We start from the raw sequence: 16027 nt of genomic DNA, 5'->3' as shown, positions 1-16027 counted from the left end.
CCTCTCTCGCGGCCAGACCGCCCTGGGCGGGTCGCCCGCCGTGTCCGGCGTGTCGTGCTTAGGGTGTGGCGAGGACGGCGGGCGGGCCCGGTCTAGTGGGCGGTTAGTCGGCGTCGTCGGTGTCGGGTGGGCCGGTGTAGGTCCACTGGCCCAGGATGGGGCGGTAGCAGCCGCGGGCGGTCTCGGTTTGGAAGACGATCCCGGCTGCTCCCGGCGGTAGCAGGGCGGCGAGGTCGGCCTCGACGGTGATGTGGGCGCCGTCGAGGGGGCCGCCGTGCAGGGTGATCGTGGTGGTTGTGGTCATGTGCATCACCGACATGTGGTCGTGGTGGGCGGCATAGACCCGGCCGTGGACGTTGTCGCAGGCGAGTTCGACGAAGGTGTCCATGGCGCGTGCCCAGCAGACGAGTTCGTCGAAGGTGTCCACGGTGCGCACCTGGTGGGGCGGGGTCATCGACCCACCCCCGATGCGCGGCGCGGGTGGGGGCGGTGGAGGTGCCCCCACACCAGCAGCCGCAGCCCCTCAAAACTGGTGCGGATGTGCAGGCCGTGGGTGTCCATGAGGTAGTAGCAGCCGCTGGCCTCGCCGTACCACACGATCACCTGTGGGCACTGGGCTTGTACCTGTGCTACGGCGGCGTGGGCGTCCAGATGCTGCGGCGAACGGCCCCAACGCTGGGCTGGGTGTTGGGCCGAGTTTCCGTGCGTGCTTGGTTGGCGGGCTTGGCCCCGATGTAGGGGTGTGAGGGTGGGGCTCACCGGTGGCCCCCCTTCGTCGCGGCGGGCGCGCCCCCTGTGAGAGGCCCCGTGGTGGGGCCGGGTGGGGTGAGGATGTCGCTGGCCACCGCCCCGGCGGCGGCGATGCGGACGGCGACCTCGGCACCGCCGGTGCCCTCAAGCACCACACGGACCGGCCCGAGGTGGAGCTGCACCTCGCTGGGGGCATCATCGGCATAGCGGCTGGTAGTGACCCGCACCGCGCCGGGCGCGGCTAGGGCCGCGGCGTCGAGGAGACGCGGCGGGGCCTCCTCACCGGGCTCGGTCTGGCCCTCATGAACCTCCACCAACCGAGCCACCACCGCCGCAGCCGCCCCCAGCGAGCGCACACCCGCCGAGCGGTAGCCGTGCCGGTCGAGGACGTCGCGGATGGCGAGTACGAGGTCAGTGGAAACCGGACGCGCATTCACCGCGCCACCCCCTCGGCGAACTCCGCCACGGCCATGGCCACGGGTGTGGACGCGGAAGGGGAGGCGGGGAAGAGAGCACGCCCCTGGGCGCGGGCCTTCAGGTGCGGCCGGTCCACATAGGGCCGTGGGCGGCGCGGCGCGGGCTCGCCGCTCTCATAGCGCGCGGGCAACAGCGCCAGCAGCTCGACGGGCGCACGGTCACGCACACACACGGGGACACGACGCGCCTGCCGCGCCACCACACGGCGACGGCCGTGGGTGTGTGGCGGGTAGGCGCGCGGTGTGGGCGCCGGCGGTATCAGCGCAGACAGCAGCAGCACGCACAGTACCGCGAGCATGCCCAGCGCAGACAGCAATCGCATAGGTCACCCTCTCGGGTTGGCCGGGATGGGACGTCCCGGCGGGAGCTTGTGGTGATCCCATAATTACCGAACGCGCTTAAAAACGCAAGATGCGTTTTTAAAAGAATGCGACACTTTCAATAGTCAGTGATGAACCACGGCGAGGGATGCGCTGAATGTCTGGAAAATCGTCACGGAGCGTAGGATCGACTGGCCAGAGTCGCCGTACAGCGAGGAACGCTCAGTTGGCCGCCAGCCCGACCCTGCGTCGCCGTCGTCTCGCTCGGGAGTTGCTGCGCATGCGCGAAGAGGCTGGCCTTACAGCCAAGCAGGCCGCCACCCGCGCGAAAGACCTCAGCCCAGACCGTCCATGGTTCGAAGCCAAGATCACCAGGATTGAAAACCGGAAGATCTTGAGGATTCGCGATGTGGACATACAGACGCTGCTTGATGTGTACGGCGTTGAGGACCGCCTTCAGCGAGAGGGCTATCGCAAGCTGGCACGAGAGGCGTCACAGTCCGGCTGGTGGGTGGGCTACAAGGACGTGGTCGGAGCTGGCACGTACGTCGACTTGGAGACGGAAGTGACCAGAATTCGCACCTACGAGGTGCTCCATTTGCCCGGACTGCTCCAGACTGAGGACTACGCCCGGGCGGTCATCCGCGCCGGCGGTGTCACCTCTGAGGAAGAGGTAGATCGCCGCGTCGAAGTCCGCATGATGCGCCAACACATTCTTCATCGCGCTGACGCGCCGCGACTATGGGCAGTCATCGACGAAAGCGCGTTTCGCAAGATCCCCGCTGATGTTGCGACTGGCCAGCTCCGGCACCTGATCGACGTTCAGCGGCAATCCCTGCGCATCCAGGTCCTACCCGACTCAGTGGGGCCGCACATGGCGATGGACGGCAGCTTCGTGATCCTCGACTTCCCGGCAGATCCGTCGATCGTCTACCTCGACCAATCCGGATCATCGCTCTTCTATGAGGAAGGACGTGACTTGGAGCATTACGAGACGGTGTACGACCATGTTCACGCATCCGCGCTGTCGGTAGAGGAGTCTCAAGCGTGGATGCGCCGTCGCCTAGAGACTCTTGAATAGGACCTGAACGATGCGTGCCACGACATCCCACCTGACATTCCGCAAATCCGGCTACAGCTCTGCCAAAGGCGAGAACTGCGTAGAGGTCGCCGAGCTGCCCACCGGCGCCGCTCTGCGCGACTCGAAGAACCCGGAGCTCGGGCACCTGACGTTCGCGGCCGACGAGTGGCGCGCGTTCCTCGATGAACTCAAGGCCAACCGGCTGTAGCGGTATCTACGAAGAAGGCCCCGGCGGACGAACCACCGGGGCCTTCAACGTGCTTTACCACAAGCATCCCGCACAAATCGTACCGCGCCACAGCGACCACCCGCGAGACCGCAAGCGCCTCCCCGCAGGCGATCTCGCGCCGTGATGCCTGGCCAGACACGGCCGTCTGCGTACCTGTCTCTGGAGTGCTGGGAGAGATCGATCACTCTGGTCGAAGTACCTGGTTCGGTATGTCGACTCATAGCATCGGCTGGGCCTGGTAGCCGGCGGGTAGCTGCGTGACACCGTGGTTTCGTTGCTTGTCCTAGGTTCTGTTTTTCGGACGGCTGGGGTGTGGGGTGGGGAGCTTCGTTCGCTCGTGCCTCGATCGCTTCGCGATCTCGGCAGCCTGGGGGCGACAGCGGACGCGCTCACTCATTCCGTCCGTACCGACCTTCCAAAAAACAGAACCTAGACCAGAGGTGGTCAACCTCGGTGGCTTGGTGTCACTGTCAGTGTCGGCATGTCTGGATGCTCCAGGTACTGTCCCGTGCTGGTGACGCGCAGGTGAAATGCTGTCTGATCCGGCTGCCCGGCGGAGTCGTAGGCGTCTAGTATGTTTTCGACGCGATCCCACAACGCGACTGATCCGGCTTGGCGCACCCGCCATCCCCCGGCATCGGGCTCGACCAGGGCAACAGAGCCGTTCACTGTGTCGACGAGGTGGAGTACACCGTCGAGGGTTGCCCGCTGCGCGGTAGGGATCGCGCACTGGGCGAGGAACTGAGTGAAGAACGTGTCTTTTGTTGCGCCCTTGATGCGCTCTGGCGCATGCCGAGCTTTTCGTGGCGGGGCGTCGTCGACCATAGCTGCCCAGTGTTTGGGGTTGCCGAAGCGGGGCGGGGTGTGGGGGCGCGCCAGCATGAACGAGATCGTGCCGGGTAATAGGGCTCCCTCGGCACTGCCGTCATCGTCGACCGTCAGCAGTGCCCGGGCGCTGCCTTCCATCCATCCTGACAGTGGTGCCAGAATCTTGCCGCCTGGGGACACCTGGCCCAGCAGGGCAGCGGGGATATAGCGCATGGAGCACGCCAGAACGACGCGGTCGTAGGGAGCACTGGGCCAGTACCCGCACGTGCCGTCTGCCTCGGCGATTCGGGGAGCATACCCGCAGGCGGTAAACCCTTGGTGTGCCTGCGCCAGACGAGCCCCGTCCACCTCCACAGAGGTTACGTGCTCCGAACCAAGGCGTTCGCAGGCCAGAGCTGTGGAGTAGCCCGTTCCGGTGCCGATCTCCAAGATCCGGTGCCCGTCGTGGATGTCGGCGTCGTGCCACATGGTGGCTACCAGAGACGGCAGCGTGGAGGAGGAGGTGAAGAGGCCACCGTGGCGAACTTTGGGCGCCGCCCAGTCCTCCTCGATCTCGTCGAGCTGGGTGATCAGCGTGTCATCGCTGTAGGCGGCGGCCAACCACCGATTCCGGTCGATCGTCTCGGTGACCGGTTCCCACACAGGGAGTCCGGACGCGCCGACAGCGGACGACTCGCACCGCAGGTAGAACCCAGGAACGAAGATATGGCGGGGAACGATCTCGAAGGCTTTCCGCCACGCTAGGTCACTAAGATGGCCATTCTCGTGGAGCTATTCTACCAAGCAGGGGCGGAGTTGTTCAGCATCGGCGGTCATGGGCGGCTCCCGGAGCAGCCAGTGCGTGGGCGAACGATTCGGCGATTTCGGCGGTCAGATTTTGCGGATGAGAGTTGTGGGGACAGGCGAGGTGGCCGCAGTGGGCCAATCTCGATGACAGATTAAATACGAAGGGTTATTTTCTAAGTACCCCCCAGTGAAAGGCCCCGCGATGGGCCATGCTCTTGTTTCTGCCCGTGATCGCTTCTCGACCGGACTGCCCGGACGACAGGTGCCGGTCTCGACAGCCGAACCTACCGAGCACCGGCCCTGGGGAATGGACCGTGCTGTAGTTCCCCTGCCGGTGGAACTTGCTGGCAAACATGAGAAACCCACGGAAAACCGGGCGGAGAAGAAAAAAACGCAGTATCAAAACGATGGGAAACTCGAAACCGACCAGATCGCCCAAACCAGCACTGATTGATGTCCGAGACAACGCTGCTGTTAGCGCCTCTCGATGACGGCGAAGCGATGCGGGGCGGTCAGGTGCTGAAGGCGCGGAACCGGTCAGTGGCGTGGCTGGATACGGCCTGGTTTCCCACCCAAGTCAGTGTCGATGCCGAACTGGGCCTTGACGGCTGGCACGGTCGCATCGTCACTCCTGCGGCCACAATTGATCTGGCCAGCATCGGTGCCGTCTACTATCGTCAGCCTTCGCCGTTCGAGCTGCCGGTGATGAGCGAACCCGAGCGCCGTTTCGCTGTGGCCGAGGCCCGCTTCGGGATTGGCGGGATTCTCGCCTCCCTGCCGGTGCGGTGGGCGCCCGCTTCGCCGGGCCGGGCCGCTGATGCCGAGTACAAGCCCCTCGAACTCGCTGCGGCTGCCCGTGCAGGTATGAGCGTGCCGGCGACGTGGCTGGGTAACGCCCCGCAACCAGCCGCAGCCTTCATCGACCACCAGCCCAATGGGGCCGTCTCCAAGGCGCTGATACACAAGGTCGTCTCTGAACAGGGGCAAGTGAAACTGCTCTATACCAGCACTGTGGCCTCCGCCGACATCGACGCGCGCGTGGCCACCACGATGCACCACTTTCAGCAGCGCATCACCGCCGCGCGCGACGTGCGCGCGCTGGCGACCGCCACCGGCTGCGAGGCCGTGGAGATCACCACACGCGACAGCAGTCGCCCGTTGGATTACCGCGCATGCTACGACCGTCTGCATTACGCCAGGACCACGCTGGCCGCCGATGTGATCCATCGGCTCCAGCGCCTGCTGGCCGCGCTGGGGTTGAGCATGGGCGTCGTCGATCTTGCCGTGGGGCAGGAGGGCACCACGTGGTACTACGAGATCAATCCGGGCGGGCGATGGGCCTGGCTGGAAGAGGAGACCGGGGCGCCGGTGGCCGCGCTGGTCGCCGATATATATGCGTCGGAGATGGGCGATGACCGTTCCCGAACAGCGGTGGCGCCCCCTGGCCCGCGGGCTCGCCGCGCGCATCGCTGCGGACCACACGCCCTGGCATGAGGTGTTCGCGGCCACGCCCCGCCATGTGTTCGTGCCCGAGTACTGGGACCGCAGTACGGGGGAACCGCAGCGGATCACCTCCGCCTCACCTGAGTGGCCGGCGGGGGTCTACGCCGATGACGCGCTCGCCACTCGCCTCCAGCAGCACCCCGACTATCCGGGGGTGTGGGTAGCCACCTCCTCCAGCACCCGCCCCTCGCTCATGCTGTCCATGCTCGAAGCATTGGACGTCGCCCCGGGCATGCGGGTACTGGAGATCGGCACCGGCACCGGCTACAACACCGCCCTGCTGGCCGTTCGACTGGGCGGCGAGCACGTCGTCAGCCTCGACCTCGACCCCGAGTTGGTGGAAGCCGCGCGCCGGCGTCTGGCCACCCTCGGCTTGCACCCCACCGTGGTCACCGCCGACGGCATGACGGGCTGGCCCGACGGCGCCCCCTACGACCGGGTGATCGCCACCCACGCCGTCGAGCGCATCCCCCAGACGTGGGTGGCCCAGACCCGGCCCGGCGGCGTGATCCTGGCCGATGTGCGCTCGGTGGCCAACCCAAGTATCGGACGCATCGCCCGCCTGACGGTGAACGCCGACGGCAGCGCTACCGGCGACTTCGCCCATCCCGACTCCGGCGGGTTCATGGCCGCCCGACACAGCCTGCACGCTCCCACCCTCGACTTTGGACTGCACACCCGCGACCTGCGCGACGCCACACCCCGCTCCAGCCCGGTGGGCGGGGCCGTCCTGCACGAGCCCGGCCTGGCCTTCGCCCTCTGGAGCCGCGTTCCCCAGATCACCATCTCGCACGCCGACGAGACGCTGGTATCCGTCCCTGACGGCTCGTGGGCCAGCGCCCCTGAGCAGCCCGGCAAGGTGCACATTGCCGGCCCCCGCGACCTGTGGAGCGAGGTGGAAGCCGCTTGGGAGTGGTGGCACAGCCACGGCCGGCCCGACATCGACCGCTTCCGCCTCACCGTCATCCCGGACGGGCAACAGAGGTTGTGGGTGGACACCCCACAGCAGCCGGTGCTCCCCGATTGAGCGTCTCGGGAGTGTCTGACCTGGCCGTGCCCCCGGTTGACCGGTCTCGGAAGGGGCGGAAGTCAATGCCGGCCACAGCCGTGACCGGGAGGCTGTACGGAAAGAGGGGCACCCTGGCCGGCTATGGGGCGGCCAGCGGCTCGGGGCTGATGACGATGCCGTCCTCGTCGCTGTAGAGCCACGCCCCCGGCGTGAAGAGGGCATCGCCGAAGGAGACCGGGACGTCGACCGCGCCTTCGCCCGCTTTGGCGGACTTGCGCGGGTTGGAGCCGAGGGCCTTGATCCCCAGCGGCAGTTGCGCGAGCGCGGCCACGTCGCGTACCGCGCCGTTGATGACGACGCCGGCCCAGCCGTTTTGTACCGCCGCTGCGGCGATCATGTCCCCCATCAGCGCCGAACGCAGCGAGGCGCCGCCGTCCACGACGAGGACGTGCCCCGCGCCGGGTTCGTTGAGGCGGCTCTTGACCAGGCCGTTGTCGGCGCGGCACCAGACGGTGGAGATCGGCCCGTGGAAGGCGTCTCGGGCGCCGAACGACCGCAACTGCGTCTGGCAGCTCGCGATCGTGTCGCCGTAGGCGTCGATCAGATCAGCGGTCGCCCTATCGTCGGCCATACGGCTCTCCCTCTCTCGCCTGCCGATAGCACCGTTGGGCGAACACGGTAGCGGTCCCTGAGGCCGCGGCAGTCACGGGGGCCGGTGGGGCGTGCCCGGCGGCCGGTGACTGCCACACTGGGTGTGTGGGTACCAATCAGACTTCGCATGAGCTGTTCCAGCGCGGTAGCGCTGTCATTCCCGGCGGGGTGAACTCCCCCGTCCGAGCGTTCGGCGCCGTGGGGGGCACCCCGCCGTTCATGGTCGCGGGGGAGGGGCCCTACCTCACCGACGCCGACGGCAACACCTACGTCGACCTCGTCTGCTCGTGGGGCCCGTTGATCCTGGGGCACAACCACCCGGCGGTGGCCGAGGCCGTTGGTGCGGCTGCGGCCAAAGGCACCTCCTACGGCGCGCCCACACCGGGCGAGGTGGAGTTGGCCGAGGAGATCGTCTCCCGAACCGCGGTCGAGAAGGTGCGACTGGTCAACTCCGGCACCGAGGCCACCATGTCGGCTATCCGGGTCGCCCGCGCGGCCACCGGTCGGCGCAAGGTCATCAAGTTCGCGGGCAACTACCACGGTCACGTCGACGCGCTGCTCGCCTCGGCCGGCTCCGGGGTGGCGACGTTCGGCCTGCCCGACTCGCCCGGGGTCACCGGAGCCAGCGCCGCCGACACCATCGTGCTGCCCTACAACGACATCGACGCCGTGACCGCCGCCTTCGCCGAGGCCGGTGACGGCGAGGACGGGATCGCCTGCGTGATCGCCGAGGCGTGCCCGGCCAACATGGGCGTGGTGCCGCCCAAGGACGGCTTCAACGCCCGCCTCAAGGAGATCGCCGCTGCCCACGGTGCGCTGCTCGTGCTCGACGAGGTGCTGACCGGTTTCCGCGTGACCTCCTCGGGCTGGTTCGGCGTCGACGGGGTAGCCGCCGACCTGGTGACCTTCGGCAAGGTCATGGGCGGCGGGCTGCCGGCGGCGGCGTTCGGCGGGCGCGCCGACCTCATGGAGTTGCTGACCCCGGCGGGGCCGGTGTACCAGGCGGGCACGCTTTCGGGGAACCCGCTGGCCACGGCTGCGGGGCTGGCCACGCTGCGCAACGCGACACCGGAGGTCTACGCCCGTATCGACAGTGTCGCCGCGCAGGTATCGCGGGCCGCGAGCGAGGAACTGTCGGCAGCCGGGGTGGCGCACCGCGTCCAACACGGCGGCAGTCTCTTCACGATCTTCTTCACCGACGCCGAGGTGACCGATTTCGCGGGGGCCAAGGCCCAAAACACCGCACAATTCGCGGCCTTCTTCCACGCGATGCTGGAGCAGGGAATCTACCTTCCGGCCGCCGCGTTCGAGGCGTGGTTCTTCTCGGCGGCTCACGACGCCGCCGCCGTCGAGCGGGTCCTCGGGGCGCTGCCCAAGGCGGCGCGTGCGGCAGCTCAGGCGCAGTAGAGCGCCACGAGAATCGTCGCCAGGTGATGCTGGGCGCCGAGAATCGCCCGGCGCTCACCCGCCGCGGCGATCCGGCCGCCCCGCCCGCGCCGGGCCCAGTCCCTCTCACGTCCCCGCAGGGGCCTGGATTCTGGGATGGCTGGGGTGGTGGCTGTGGGGGTGTTCGTCGTCCGCTCGTACCTCGATCGCTGTGCGATCTCGGTAGCCTGCGGGGGCTCGCCGGTTTGCGTCCACGGCCTGTCCTCGCCCCTGTCCAAAAAACAGAACCTAGCGCCCCGATCTTCTTGGCGTCCGGGTATGGGGGGAGCTCTTCGTGAGGGAGAATGTCCGTAACCGAGGTTTACGTTTGCCATTTAAGGTTGAACTAATCTCTAGTATGTCCCCATGCTCGATCTCGATCGGTTGCGCGCACTCAATGCCATAGCCGAATACGGTTCGGTGAGTGCTGCGGCCGAGATCCTTGGCATCACCACCTCAGCCGTCTCCCAACAGATCGCCAAGCTGGAACGCGAGACGTCTTCTCAGTTGCTGGAGCGCAGCGGGCGCGGGGTCCGGCTCACCGACGCCGGACAGTTGCTCGTCAACCACGCCGACCGCATCCTCACCCTGGTGGCGGAGGCGGAAGCGGATTTGGAGGCCCAGCGTGGCCGGGTCATCGGTCACCTCCGCGTCGCCGCCTTCGCCACCGCCCTCCGCGGGCTGTTGCCCCATGTCCTGCGCGACCTGGCCGAACGCTACCCCCAACTCGACGTCCAGCTTTTCGAGCGCGATCCTCGGGTGGCCCTGCCGCATGTGCAGCGAGGCGAGTTCGATCTGGCCATGGTGCAAGGCTGGCGCAACTCCCCGTTGCCCATCCCCGACGGGCTGGAGGAGCTGCACCTGCTCGACGACCCCGCCGAGATCGTCCTGCCCGCGGAGCACCCCCTCGTGGGACGCCCATGGCTGGCCCTGGCGGAGTTGGCCGAGGAGCGCTGGATCGGCTCGCCCCCCGGCGACATCTGCCACACCTGGCTCGTCGACTCGCTGCGCCACGGCGGGGTGGAACCCCGGGTCGCGCACTACGCTTCGGAGTATCCGACTCAGCTCACGCTCGTCGCGGCCGGGTTCGGCATCGCCCTCCTGCCGCGGCTGGGGCAGGGGGCGCCCCACCCTGGTGTGGTCACTCTTCCCGTACGTCCCGGTTTGGCGCGCCACCTGTACGTGGTGTGGCGGAGTGAGGCCACGAGACGCCCCGCCGTGCAAGCCGTGGTGGCGGCCCTGCGCCGCGCGGTCGATACGGTGGAGGCAATGCAGGCGGCATGCGCTCCGCTGTCCAACCCCGGCAGCGCGAAATGAACGGAAGGGAAACGGTCCCGTAGATGTCCACGACTACCGTCGTTCACCTGCTGCGTCACGGCGAGGTACACAATCCTGCGGGGATTCTCTACGGCCGCCTACCCGATTTCCATCTCAGCGAGCGGGGCCGCCAGATGGCCGAGATCACCGCCAAGTGGCTCGCCGGCCGCGACGTCGTCGCCCTCTACTCCTCCCCCTTGGAGCGCGCCCAGGAGACCGCTGAGCCGGTGGCGGAAACGTTCAGCCTGCCCATATGGACCGACGATCGCCTCATCGAGGCAGGCAACAGCTTCCAAGGCAGGTCGTTCAAGTCCCGTTCCATGGCCGATCCTCGGACGTGGCGGCGGCTGTACAACCCCTTCCAACCCTCGTGGGGCGAGCCTTACACCACGATCGTGGCCCGCATGGTCGACGTCATCAAAGCGGCCCGTAGGCAGGCGTGGGGGCGGCAGGCCGTGTGCGTCAGCCATCAGCTCCCCATCTGGATGGCCCGCCGCGCCGCCGAGGGGCAACGGCTGTGGCACCGTCCTGACCGGCGGCAATGTGATCTGGCCAGTGTGACTAGTCTGACCTTTGAGGACTACCGGCTGCTCAGCGTCTCCTACGCTGAACCCGCCGCGGAGCTCTACACCTCTGGGCGCGGCGTCCCGGGAGCCTGACCCCCGACCCTGGCGCCTCCCGTCGGCCGGCCAACGACCGGTTCGCCGAGCGTCGGTGGTGGCCGGGCGTGCGTGCCGGTCGTGGTTGCCGGGTACGCTAGTTCGTTAGGTACTGCGCCTTTTGGCGTGGTGGTTCGTTGTGTCGTGCGGCGCTGCATTTCGGTGGCCTGCCGCCACGTCCTCCCTAGCGGCATGGTCTCGCTCGCCTCTCGCTGCGACGCGGGCGTGCCGTCATGTTTCGTCCGTTCGTCCGCGAGAGGTGGTCCTATGGGTTCGGTCGTCAAGAAGCGCCGCAAGCGCATGGCCAAGAAGAAGCACCGCAAACTGCTGAAGAGGACGCGCGTCCAGCGTCGCAACAAGAAGTAGTAGCCGCTCTCGTCACCGCCGCTCCGCGGCCCCGTTTCCCTTCTGCCACGTATCCCTCGTCGAGGAGGCGTGTCCATTATGGCCCGCGTCGTACTCGTCACCGGTGTCTCCCGATACCTCGGAGCCCGGGCCGCGAACGTTATGCGCAGCGCCTCGGGCGTTGAACGGGTGATCGGTGTGGATTCCCGCCCGTCCCGCTACGCGCTGCCCGGCGTGGAGTTCGTCCACGTCGACCCCAGTGACGACACAGTGGGCACGGTGATCCGTGACTCCGGCGCCGATACAGTGCTGCACCTCAACCTGGTCGCGCATCCGGAAGGGGCGGGCGAGTCCGCCGGGGCGGCGAAGGAGAACAACATCCTGGGCGCCATGCAGGTTCTCGCCGCGTGCCAGCGTTCGACAGCGGTCAGCCGGATCGTCCTACGCTCCACCGCCGCGGTCTACGGAGCCTCTTCGCGCGACTGCGACCTTCACACTGAGGATTCGGTCGCGCAGGGGTCGCGGGGCCGCTACGGTTCCAGCCACGCCGACGACGCCATCGAGGTGGAGCGCCACGCGCGGCAGTTGCGCCGGCGCCGCTCTGACATCGCGGTTGCCGTGCTGCGCTTCGCCAACTTTATCGGGCCCGCCGCAGAGACCCCGTTGACGCGCTATCTGGAGCGCGCGATCGTCCCCACGGTCTTGGGCCACGATCCGCGGATGCAGTTCATCCACGAGGATGACGCGGTGGAGGTCATCCGGCGCATGGCACTGTCTACCGACGGGCAGGGCGGTGTCTTCAACGTCGCGGCCCCCGGAGCGATGCCGTTGTCCCAGTGCCTGCGCAGGGCTGGCAGGCCGGAGATGCCGGTGCCCGAGCACGGACTACGGGTGCTCAACAGCCTGACGCCGGGCGCCGGATTCGGCTATTCGCCCGAGCGGCTCCGGACGCTGTGCTATGGCCGGGTTCTCGACTCCAGCAAACTGGAGCGCGCTCTTGGCTGGCGCCCCAGTTACACCTCCCAAGAGGCGTTCGACTCCTATGTGGCCGAGCAGCGCTACAAAGGCACGGCGCCGGCGCGGTTCATCGGGAATATGACGCACCGGGTCCGGGCCGCGGTAAGCCGCTGATCCTCTCCTCGCCGTCCCCGCGGCTTGTCACGGTTCGTGCGGCACCGGTGGCCGTAGGTGTCCCGGGTGTCCGTCGCCCGTGTCGGTTCGTTTCCCCGCGACCCGAGGTGGCCTGGCGTTGGTAAGCGCAGTTACGCCGCTGGGTTGTTGTTTTTCGGACGGTTGGGGTGTGGGGCGCGTGGGGGTTCGTCGTCCGCTCGTGCCTCGATCGCTGCGCGATCTCGGCAGCCCGCGGGGGCGACAGCAGAGGCACCCACGTGCGCCCCCGCCCGCGCCGACCTTTTCAAAAAACAGCAACCTAGGAGCGCTGGCGGCGCCGCGCCACCTTCACCGCGACTCCTCCGGCGACCGCGCTGAATACGGCAGCGCGAACACCGATGCGCATCGCTTTGCGGTGCCTGCGGAACTCGTGTATCGGCCAGCCGTGCCCGGCGGCGTAGGCGTAGAGGTCATCGTCAGGGTTCACGGCGTTGGGATAACCCACGATCGACAGCAGCGGCAGGTCGTTGTGGGAGTCGCTGTAGGCGGTGCAGCGCGAGAGGTCCAGCCCTTCGCGTTCGGCCAGGGCACGCACGGCGGCGGCTTTGGCGGGGCCGTGGAGCAGGTCGCCGACGAGGCGGCCGGTGTAGACGCCGTCGACCGACTCGGCGACGGTGCCCAGCGCGCCGGTGAGGCCAAGCCGCCGTTTGATGATGTCGGCCAGTTCCACAGGGGTGGTGGTGACCAGCCATACCCGCTGCCCGGCGGCGATGTGCTGTTCGATAAGCAGGCGCGTGCCCTCCCAGAGGCGGTCGGCCATAGTCTCGTCATAGACCTGTTCGCACAACCGCACCAGCTCGTCGACCTTGTGGCCGGCGACGAACGCCAGGGCGGCCTCACGCGCGGAGTTGATATGGCTGCGCTGTTCGCTGCCACTGACTCGGAACACCACCTGCCCCCAGGCGAAGCGCGCGAGGTCACGTGTGGTGAACAGGTCGCGACCCGCGAGTCCACGGGCGAAATGGTAGATCGACGCGCCACGCATGAGCGTGTTGTCGACGTCGAAGAAGGCGGCTGTGGTTGCGGCTGTCTCGGGGCGATTGAGCTTGGCGGATACGGTCGCCGCTTCGCCGGCGCGAGAAGAGCGGCCGGGGTCGCTGTGCCAGGGTTGGCGCCACATGCTTTGAGCCTACGGCCCCGGCGAACTCCGTCCAGCACACTCAGCTAAAGTGCAAACTGTCGAGTGAGTTAATTCACACCCTAAAGCGTGTGATGGTGTGAGATGCAGCGCGATCGGCCCGTAACGAGGGAGGTGTACAGCCCCTGTGTGCGCGTTGACCTTCAAAGTGCAGCATCATTAGCGGGATGGTCGAGGTAGGACTTGCATTCGTCTGCGCGCTCGTGGCCTGGAGTGCCACAGCGGCGCTGGCCGCCCGTTGCTATCGGGGTCCGCAGTCGTACATGTGGGGGTGGGCCGCCGCAGTCCTGGCGGTGACGGTCGCGCTCAGTGCGGCGTTCCCCGGTGCCCTGCTGGACTTCTCCGGGGTGACCTTCCGCGTCTTCCACCTGGGGGTGGGTCTGTTCGGGCCGCTCCTGCTGGGGTGGGCCGCGGTGGAGTACGTGGTCACCTCGCCGCGGGTCCGGTTCGGGGTACGGCTCGTCACCATCACCCTCGCGGTCGTCCCGCTGGTGATCCTCCTCATGGACCGGCTTCGAGGCAGTTACGAGAACAGCTACCCCGCCGCCGGGGACCACTACGACGTCATCCCTATGACGGTGCTCGGTCTGACGCACCTGTTCGTCGCCGTCGTGCTGTTCGCATGCCTCATCGTGGCGCTGCGAGGATGGCGGGAGTATCCGCAGGTGTCGCGGCACCAACTCACGGTCGTGGGGCTCACCATTCTGGCTGCCGTTTTGGAGATCACGGTGAGCCGTTTCGGTCTCGGTGTGTTGGGCCAGCTCATGCTGGTGGGCGCCGTGGCCGCTGTCTGGAGCGCCGTCTCGATCGCCGCCACCCCGTCGCGGGATCGACGTCGACGCCGCTCGCGCGGCGGGCGACGCGGGGACGACTACGACGAGCCCGGTTATGACGACGAAGACGACTACGACGACGAGCCCGAGCCCTCCGACCACGGCGACGATCGTTTTGAACCACCGGAGGAGGACGTGCGACGCAGGCGCCGCGAACCCGGGCCCCATGAGGAGCCGGCGGTCTCGTCGCGGCTCTCGCGGCTTTACGGGATCATCACGATCTACACGCTGGCCGACGGCCACGGCGAGGTGTTCGACGACTGCGCCGAGAAGTTCGTCGACAAGGTGGCGCGCTACGAACCCGACACGCTGCTCTTCGCCTGCCACACGGTGCCCAGCGCTCCCCTCCAACGCATCATCTACGCCATCTACCGCGATCAGTTGGCCTACGAGGAACACGAACAGCAGCCCCACGTGGCCGACTTCGCCCGCGAGCGGGCACGGCACGTGGTGGCCACCAATGTCATCGAACTTTCCCTCGCCGGTGCGTCGGCGACCGATAACCTCGTGGACATGCTGATGCCCCGCTGAAGCGCTCGGTCACGTTGGTGCTGGTCACTCTGCTTTTCTCAGAGTTCGCTGGGAAAATGGGTGGAAAACCGGTGAAAGTGGATGTTTGAAGTAACCTTCTAGGGGTTTCGGGGCAAGGCGTCCCGCCGGTGCCCCTCGGGGCGCGATGCTCACCACTGATCGTCCGTACTGCCCCCGTCAGCCTCGCCAGAACCGACGTGGAGTGTCCTGGAAACCCGATGCGCAAGCTAGTCGTCTTCCTCATCTTCGTGCTGGCCGTGGTCGTCGCGGCCGACCGTGGACTGCATTACGCCGCCCAGAACGAGATCGCCAAGCGCATCAGTGGCCGCTACGAGATGGCAGCCGAACCAGAGGTGACCATCGCCGGCTTCCCCTTCCTGAACCAGGCGTTCTCCGGGGAGTACCAACGGATTCGTGTCGTCACAGGCGCACTCACCATCCAGGAGGTGCAACTGGAGCGTGTCGACGCCACCCTGCGCGAGGTCGACGCTCCCATCGGTGATCTCATGACGCGCCCCAAGGTTACGGCGAACTCGGTCGATGCCAGCGTGTTGCTGCCCTACAGCGAGTTGCAGAAGCGCCTGCCCGAGGGCATCGTCATCGAGACGGAGAACGGCACGCCTCGCATCACCGGTGACCTCGCCATGGGCCAGTTCAGCGCGCCCGTCGAGAGCGACCTTGACGTCTCCGTCGACGAGAGCGGCATCGTCCACGTGTCCCCCTCTAACCTTGAAGCCGGCGACGCCCCCATCGACCTCGGCTCGGCCCAGGACCGGCTGACCCTGTCGTTCGAGATCCCGCCGCTGCCGTTCGGGCTGCGCATCACCGACATCGAAGCGCTGCCCAACGGGGTGCAACTGACCGGAAACGCCAGTGACGTCTCGGTGGTGGGCGATTTGGAGGCACAGAAGTAGGTTCGGCCGGCAGCGTCGCTCCGCCACTCACGCCCGGCCGAGGTGGCCGAGAAGTGGAGGT

The 16027-nt window shown here is 67.4% G+C and carries 18 protein-coding genes and 1 pseudogene; 12 read left to right on the top strand and 7 right to left on the bottom strand.

Annotated features, from left to right (window positions below; translation table 11 throughout):
* Positions 1-103: 103 nt before the first annotated feature.
* The 4 genes from ABD848_RS04165 to ABD848_RS04150 all read right to left on the bottom strand — a co-directional run bounded on the left by ABD848_RS04165 (position 104) and on the right by ABD848_RS04150 (position 1549).
* On the bottom strand, positions 104-454 hold the full coding sequence (locus ABD848_RS04165; protein ID WP_344967473.1) for a hypothetical protein: 351 nt from the start codon (positions 452-454) through the stop codon (positions 104-106).
* Positions 451-603 (bottom strand): hypothetical protein, encoded by a 153-nt coding sequence (locus ABD848_RS04160; RefSeq protein ID WP_344967471.1) that lies wholly within the window; start codon positions 601-603, stop codon positions 451-453. The genes ABD848_RS04165 and ABD848_RS04160 overlap by 4 nt, the downstream gene beginning before the upstream one ends.
* A 152-nt stretch (positions 604-755) precedes the next feature.
* The gene (locus ABD848_RS04155; protein WP_344967469.1) at positions 756-1187 is read right to left on the bottom strand and encodes a hypothetical protein; all 432 of its coding nucleotides are present in this window, start codon (positions 1185-1187) and stop codon (positions 756-758) included.
* Positions 1184-1549, bottom strand: a complete 366-nt coding sequence (locus ABD848_RS04150) for a hypothetical protein (RefSeq protein ID WP_344967467.1) — start codon at positions 1547-1549, stop codon at positions 1184-1186. The genes ABD848_RS04155 and ABD848_RS04150 overlap by 4 nt, the downstream gene beginning before the upstream one ends.
* A 224-nt stretch (positions 1550-1773) precedes the next feature.
* On the opposite strand from ABD848_RS04150, the gene ABD848_RS04145 reads away from it, so the two are divergent.
* Positions 1774-2628, top strand: a complete 855-nt coding sequence (locus ABD848_RS04145; protein WP_344967465.1) for a helix-turn-helix domain-containing protein — start codon at positions 1774-1776, stop codon at positions 2626-2628.
* 10 nt (positions 2629-2638) lie between these two features.
* On the top strand, positions 2639-2836 hold the full coding sequence (locus ABD848_RS04140; protein ID WP_344967463.1) for a DUF397 domain-containing protein: 198 nt from the start codon (positions 2639-2641) through the stop codon (positions 2834-2836).
* 465 nt (positions 2837-3301) lie between these two features.
* Here ABD848_RS04140 and tgmC read toward each other — a convergent pair.
* Positions 3302-4444, bottom strand: a pseudogene (gene tgmC, locus ABD848_RS04135) (ATP-grasp peptide maturase system methyltransferase); the annotation flags it as partial.
* A gap of 214 nt (positions 4445-4658) precedes the next feature.
* On the opposite strand from tgmC, the gene ABD848_RS04130 reads away from it, so the two are divergent.
* The 3 genes from ABD848_RS04130 to ABD848_RS04120 are packed head-to-tail and all read left to right on the top strand — an operon-like array spanning position 4659 to position 7001.
* Positions 4659-4925: a hypothetical protein gene (locus ABD848_RS04130; protein ID WP_344967461.1), complete on the top strand. Its 267-nt coding sequence runs from the start codon at positions 4659-4661 to the stop codon at positions 4923-4925.
* Positions 4925-5965, top strand: a complete 1041-nt coding sequence (locus tag ABD848_RS04125) for an MvdC/MvdD family ATP grasp protein (protein WP_344967459.1) — start codon at positions 4925-4927, stop codon at positions 5963-5965. Before ABD848_RS04130 ends, ABD848_RS04125 begins: the two co-directional genes overlap by 1 nt.
* Complete coding sequence (locus ABD848_RS04120; protein ID WP_344967457.1) at positions 5883-7001, top strand: methyltransferase domain-containing protein; 1119 nt, start codon at positions 5883-5885, stop codon at positions 6999-7001. Before ABD848_RS04125 ends, ABD848_RS04120 begins: the two co-directional genes overlap by 83 nt.
* Positions 7002-7122: 121 nt before the next feature.
* Here ABD848_RS04120 and rraA read toward each other — a convergent pair whose 3' ends face one another.
* Positions 7123-7614, bottom strand: a complete 492-nt coding sequence (rraA, locus tag ABD848_RS04115) for a ribonuclease E activity regulator RraA (RefSeq protein WP_344967455.1) — start codon at positions 7612-7614, stop codon at positions 7123-7125.
* 125 nt (positions 7615-7739) lie between these two features.
* Between rraA and hemL the strand changes: the two genes are divergently transcribed.
* The 5 genes from hemL (at position 7740) to ABD848_RS04090 (ending at position 12511) form a co-directional block, all read left to right on the top strand.
* A complete protein-coding gene (gene hemL / locus ABD848_RS04110; protein ID WP_344967453.1) occupies positions 7740-9041 on the top strand; it encodes a glutamate-1-semialdehyde 2,1-aminomutase in 1302 nt (433 codons plus the stop codon).
* Positions 9042-9425: 384 nt separating this feature from the next.
* On the top strand, positions 9426-10376 hold the full coding sequence (locus ABD848_RS04105; RefSeq protein ID WP_344967451.1) for a LysR family transcriptional regulator: 951 nt from the start codon (positions 9426-9428) through the stop codon (positions 10374-10376).
* 23 nt (positions 10377-10399) lie between these two features.
* A complete protein-coding gene (locus ABD848_RS04100) occupies positions 10400-11035 on the top strand; it encodes a histidine phosphatase family protein (RefSeq protein WP_344967449.1) in 636 nt (211 codons plus the stop codon).
* Positions 11036-11302: 267 nt separating this feature from the next.
* Entirely contained in the window at positions 11303-11401 is a 99-nt protein-coding gene (locus tag ABD848_RS04095; RefSeq protein ID WP_236538798.1) for a 30S ribosomal protein bS22, read from the top strand.
* 78 nt (positions 11402-11479) lie between these two features.
* Entirely contained in the window at positions 11480-12511 is a 1032-nt protein-coding gene (locus tag ABD848_RS04090) for an NAD-dependent epimerase/dehydratase family protein (RefSeq protein ID WP_344967955.1), read from the top strand.
* A gap of 298 nt (positions 12512-12809) precedes the next feature.
* Here the strand turns inward: ABD848_RS04090 and ABD848_RS04085 are convergent, their stop codons facing one another.
* The gene (locus tag ABD848_RS04085; protein ID WP_344967446.1) at positions 12810-13670 is read right to left on the bottom strand and encodes an HAD family hydrolase; all 861 of its coding nucleotides are present in this window, start codon (positions 13668-13670) and stop codon (positions 12810-12812) included.
* Positions 13671-13855: 185 nt separating this feature from the next.
* Between ABD848_RS04085 and ABD848_RS04080 the strand changes: the two genes are divergently transcribed.
* Entirely contained in the window at positions 13856-15052 is a 1197-nt protein-coding gene (locus ABD848_RS04080) for a putative quinol monooxygenase (RefSeq protein WP_344967444.1), read from the top strand.
* Positions 15053-15270: 218 nt separating this feature from the next.
* Positions 15271-15966, top strand: coding sequence for an LmeA family phospholipid-binding protein (locus tag ABD848_RS04075; RefSeq protein WP_344967442.1), 696 nt, complete (start codon positions 15271-15273; stop codon positions 15964-15966).
* Positions 15967-16027 lie beyond the last annotated feature (61 nt).

This window comes from Salinactinospora qingdaonensis (assembly GCF_039539445.1).
In the GTDB taxonomy this organism is placed as follows: domain Bacteria; phylum Actinomycetota; class Actinomycetes; order Streptosporangiales; family Streptosporangiaceae; genus Salinactinospora; species Salinactinospora qingdaonensis.
Note: the sequence above shows the minus strand (reverse complement) of the source record. Positions and strands in the feature narration are given on the sequence as shown.

Bases quoted from the DNA above. Each gene is read 5' to 3' on its own strand.
- ABD848_RS04075 (WP_344967442.1), top strand. From the start codon at position 15,271: ATGCGCAAGCTAGTCGTCTTCCTCATCTTCGTGCTGGCCGTGGTCGTC.
- ABD848_RS04125 (WP_344967459.1), top strand. From the start codon at position 4,925: ATGTCCGAGACAACGCTGCTGTTAGCGCCTCTCGATGACGGCGAAGCG.
- ABD848_RS04100 (WP_344967449.1), top strand. From the start codon at position 10,400: ATGTCCACGACTACCGTCGTTCACCTGCTGCGTCACGGCGAGGTACAC.
- ABD848_RS04085 (WP_344967446.1), bottom strand. From the start codon at position 13,670: ATGTGGCGCCAACCCTGGCACAGCGACCCCGGCCGCTCTTCTCGCGCC.
- rraA (WP_344967455.1), bottom strand. From the start codon at position 7,614: ATGGCCGACGATAGGGCGACCGCTGATCTGATCGACGCCTACGGCGAC.
- ABD848_RS04150 (WP_344967467.1), bottom strand. From the start codon at position 1,549: ATGCGATTGCTGTCTGCGCTGGGCATGCTCGCGGTACTGTGCGTGCTG.
- ABD848_RS04140 (WP_344967463.1), top strand. From the start codon at position 2,639: ATGCGTGCCACGACATCCCACCTGACATTCCGCAAATCCGGCTACAGC.
- ABD848_RS04090 (WP_344967955.1), top strand. From the start codon at position 11,480: ATGGCCCGCGTCGTACTCGTCACCGGTGTCTCCCGATACCTCGGAGCC.
- ABD848_RS04095 (WP_236538798.1), top strand. From the start codon at position 11,303: ATGGGTTCGGTCGTCAAGAAGCGCCGCAAGCGCATGGCCAAGAAGAAG.
- ABD848_RS04105 (WP_344967451.1), top strand. From the start codon at position 9,426: ATGCTCGATCTCGATCGGTTGCGCGCACTCAATGCCATAGCCGAATAC.
- ABD848_RS04165 (WP_344967473.1), bottom strand. From the start codon at position 454: ATGACCCCGCCCCACCAGGTGCGCACCGTGGACACCTTCGACGAACTC.
- ABD848_RS04120 (WP_344967457.1), top strand. From the start codon at position 5,883: ATGACCGTTCCCGAACAGCGGTGGCGCCCCCTGGCCCGCGGGCTCGCC.
- ABD848_RS04080 (WP_344967444.1), top strand. From the start codon at position 13,856: ATGGTCGAGGTAGGACTTGCATTCGTCTGCGCGCTCGTGGCCTGGAGT.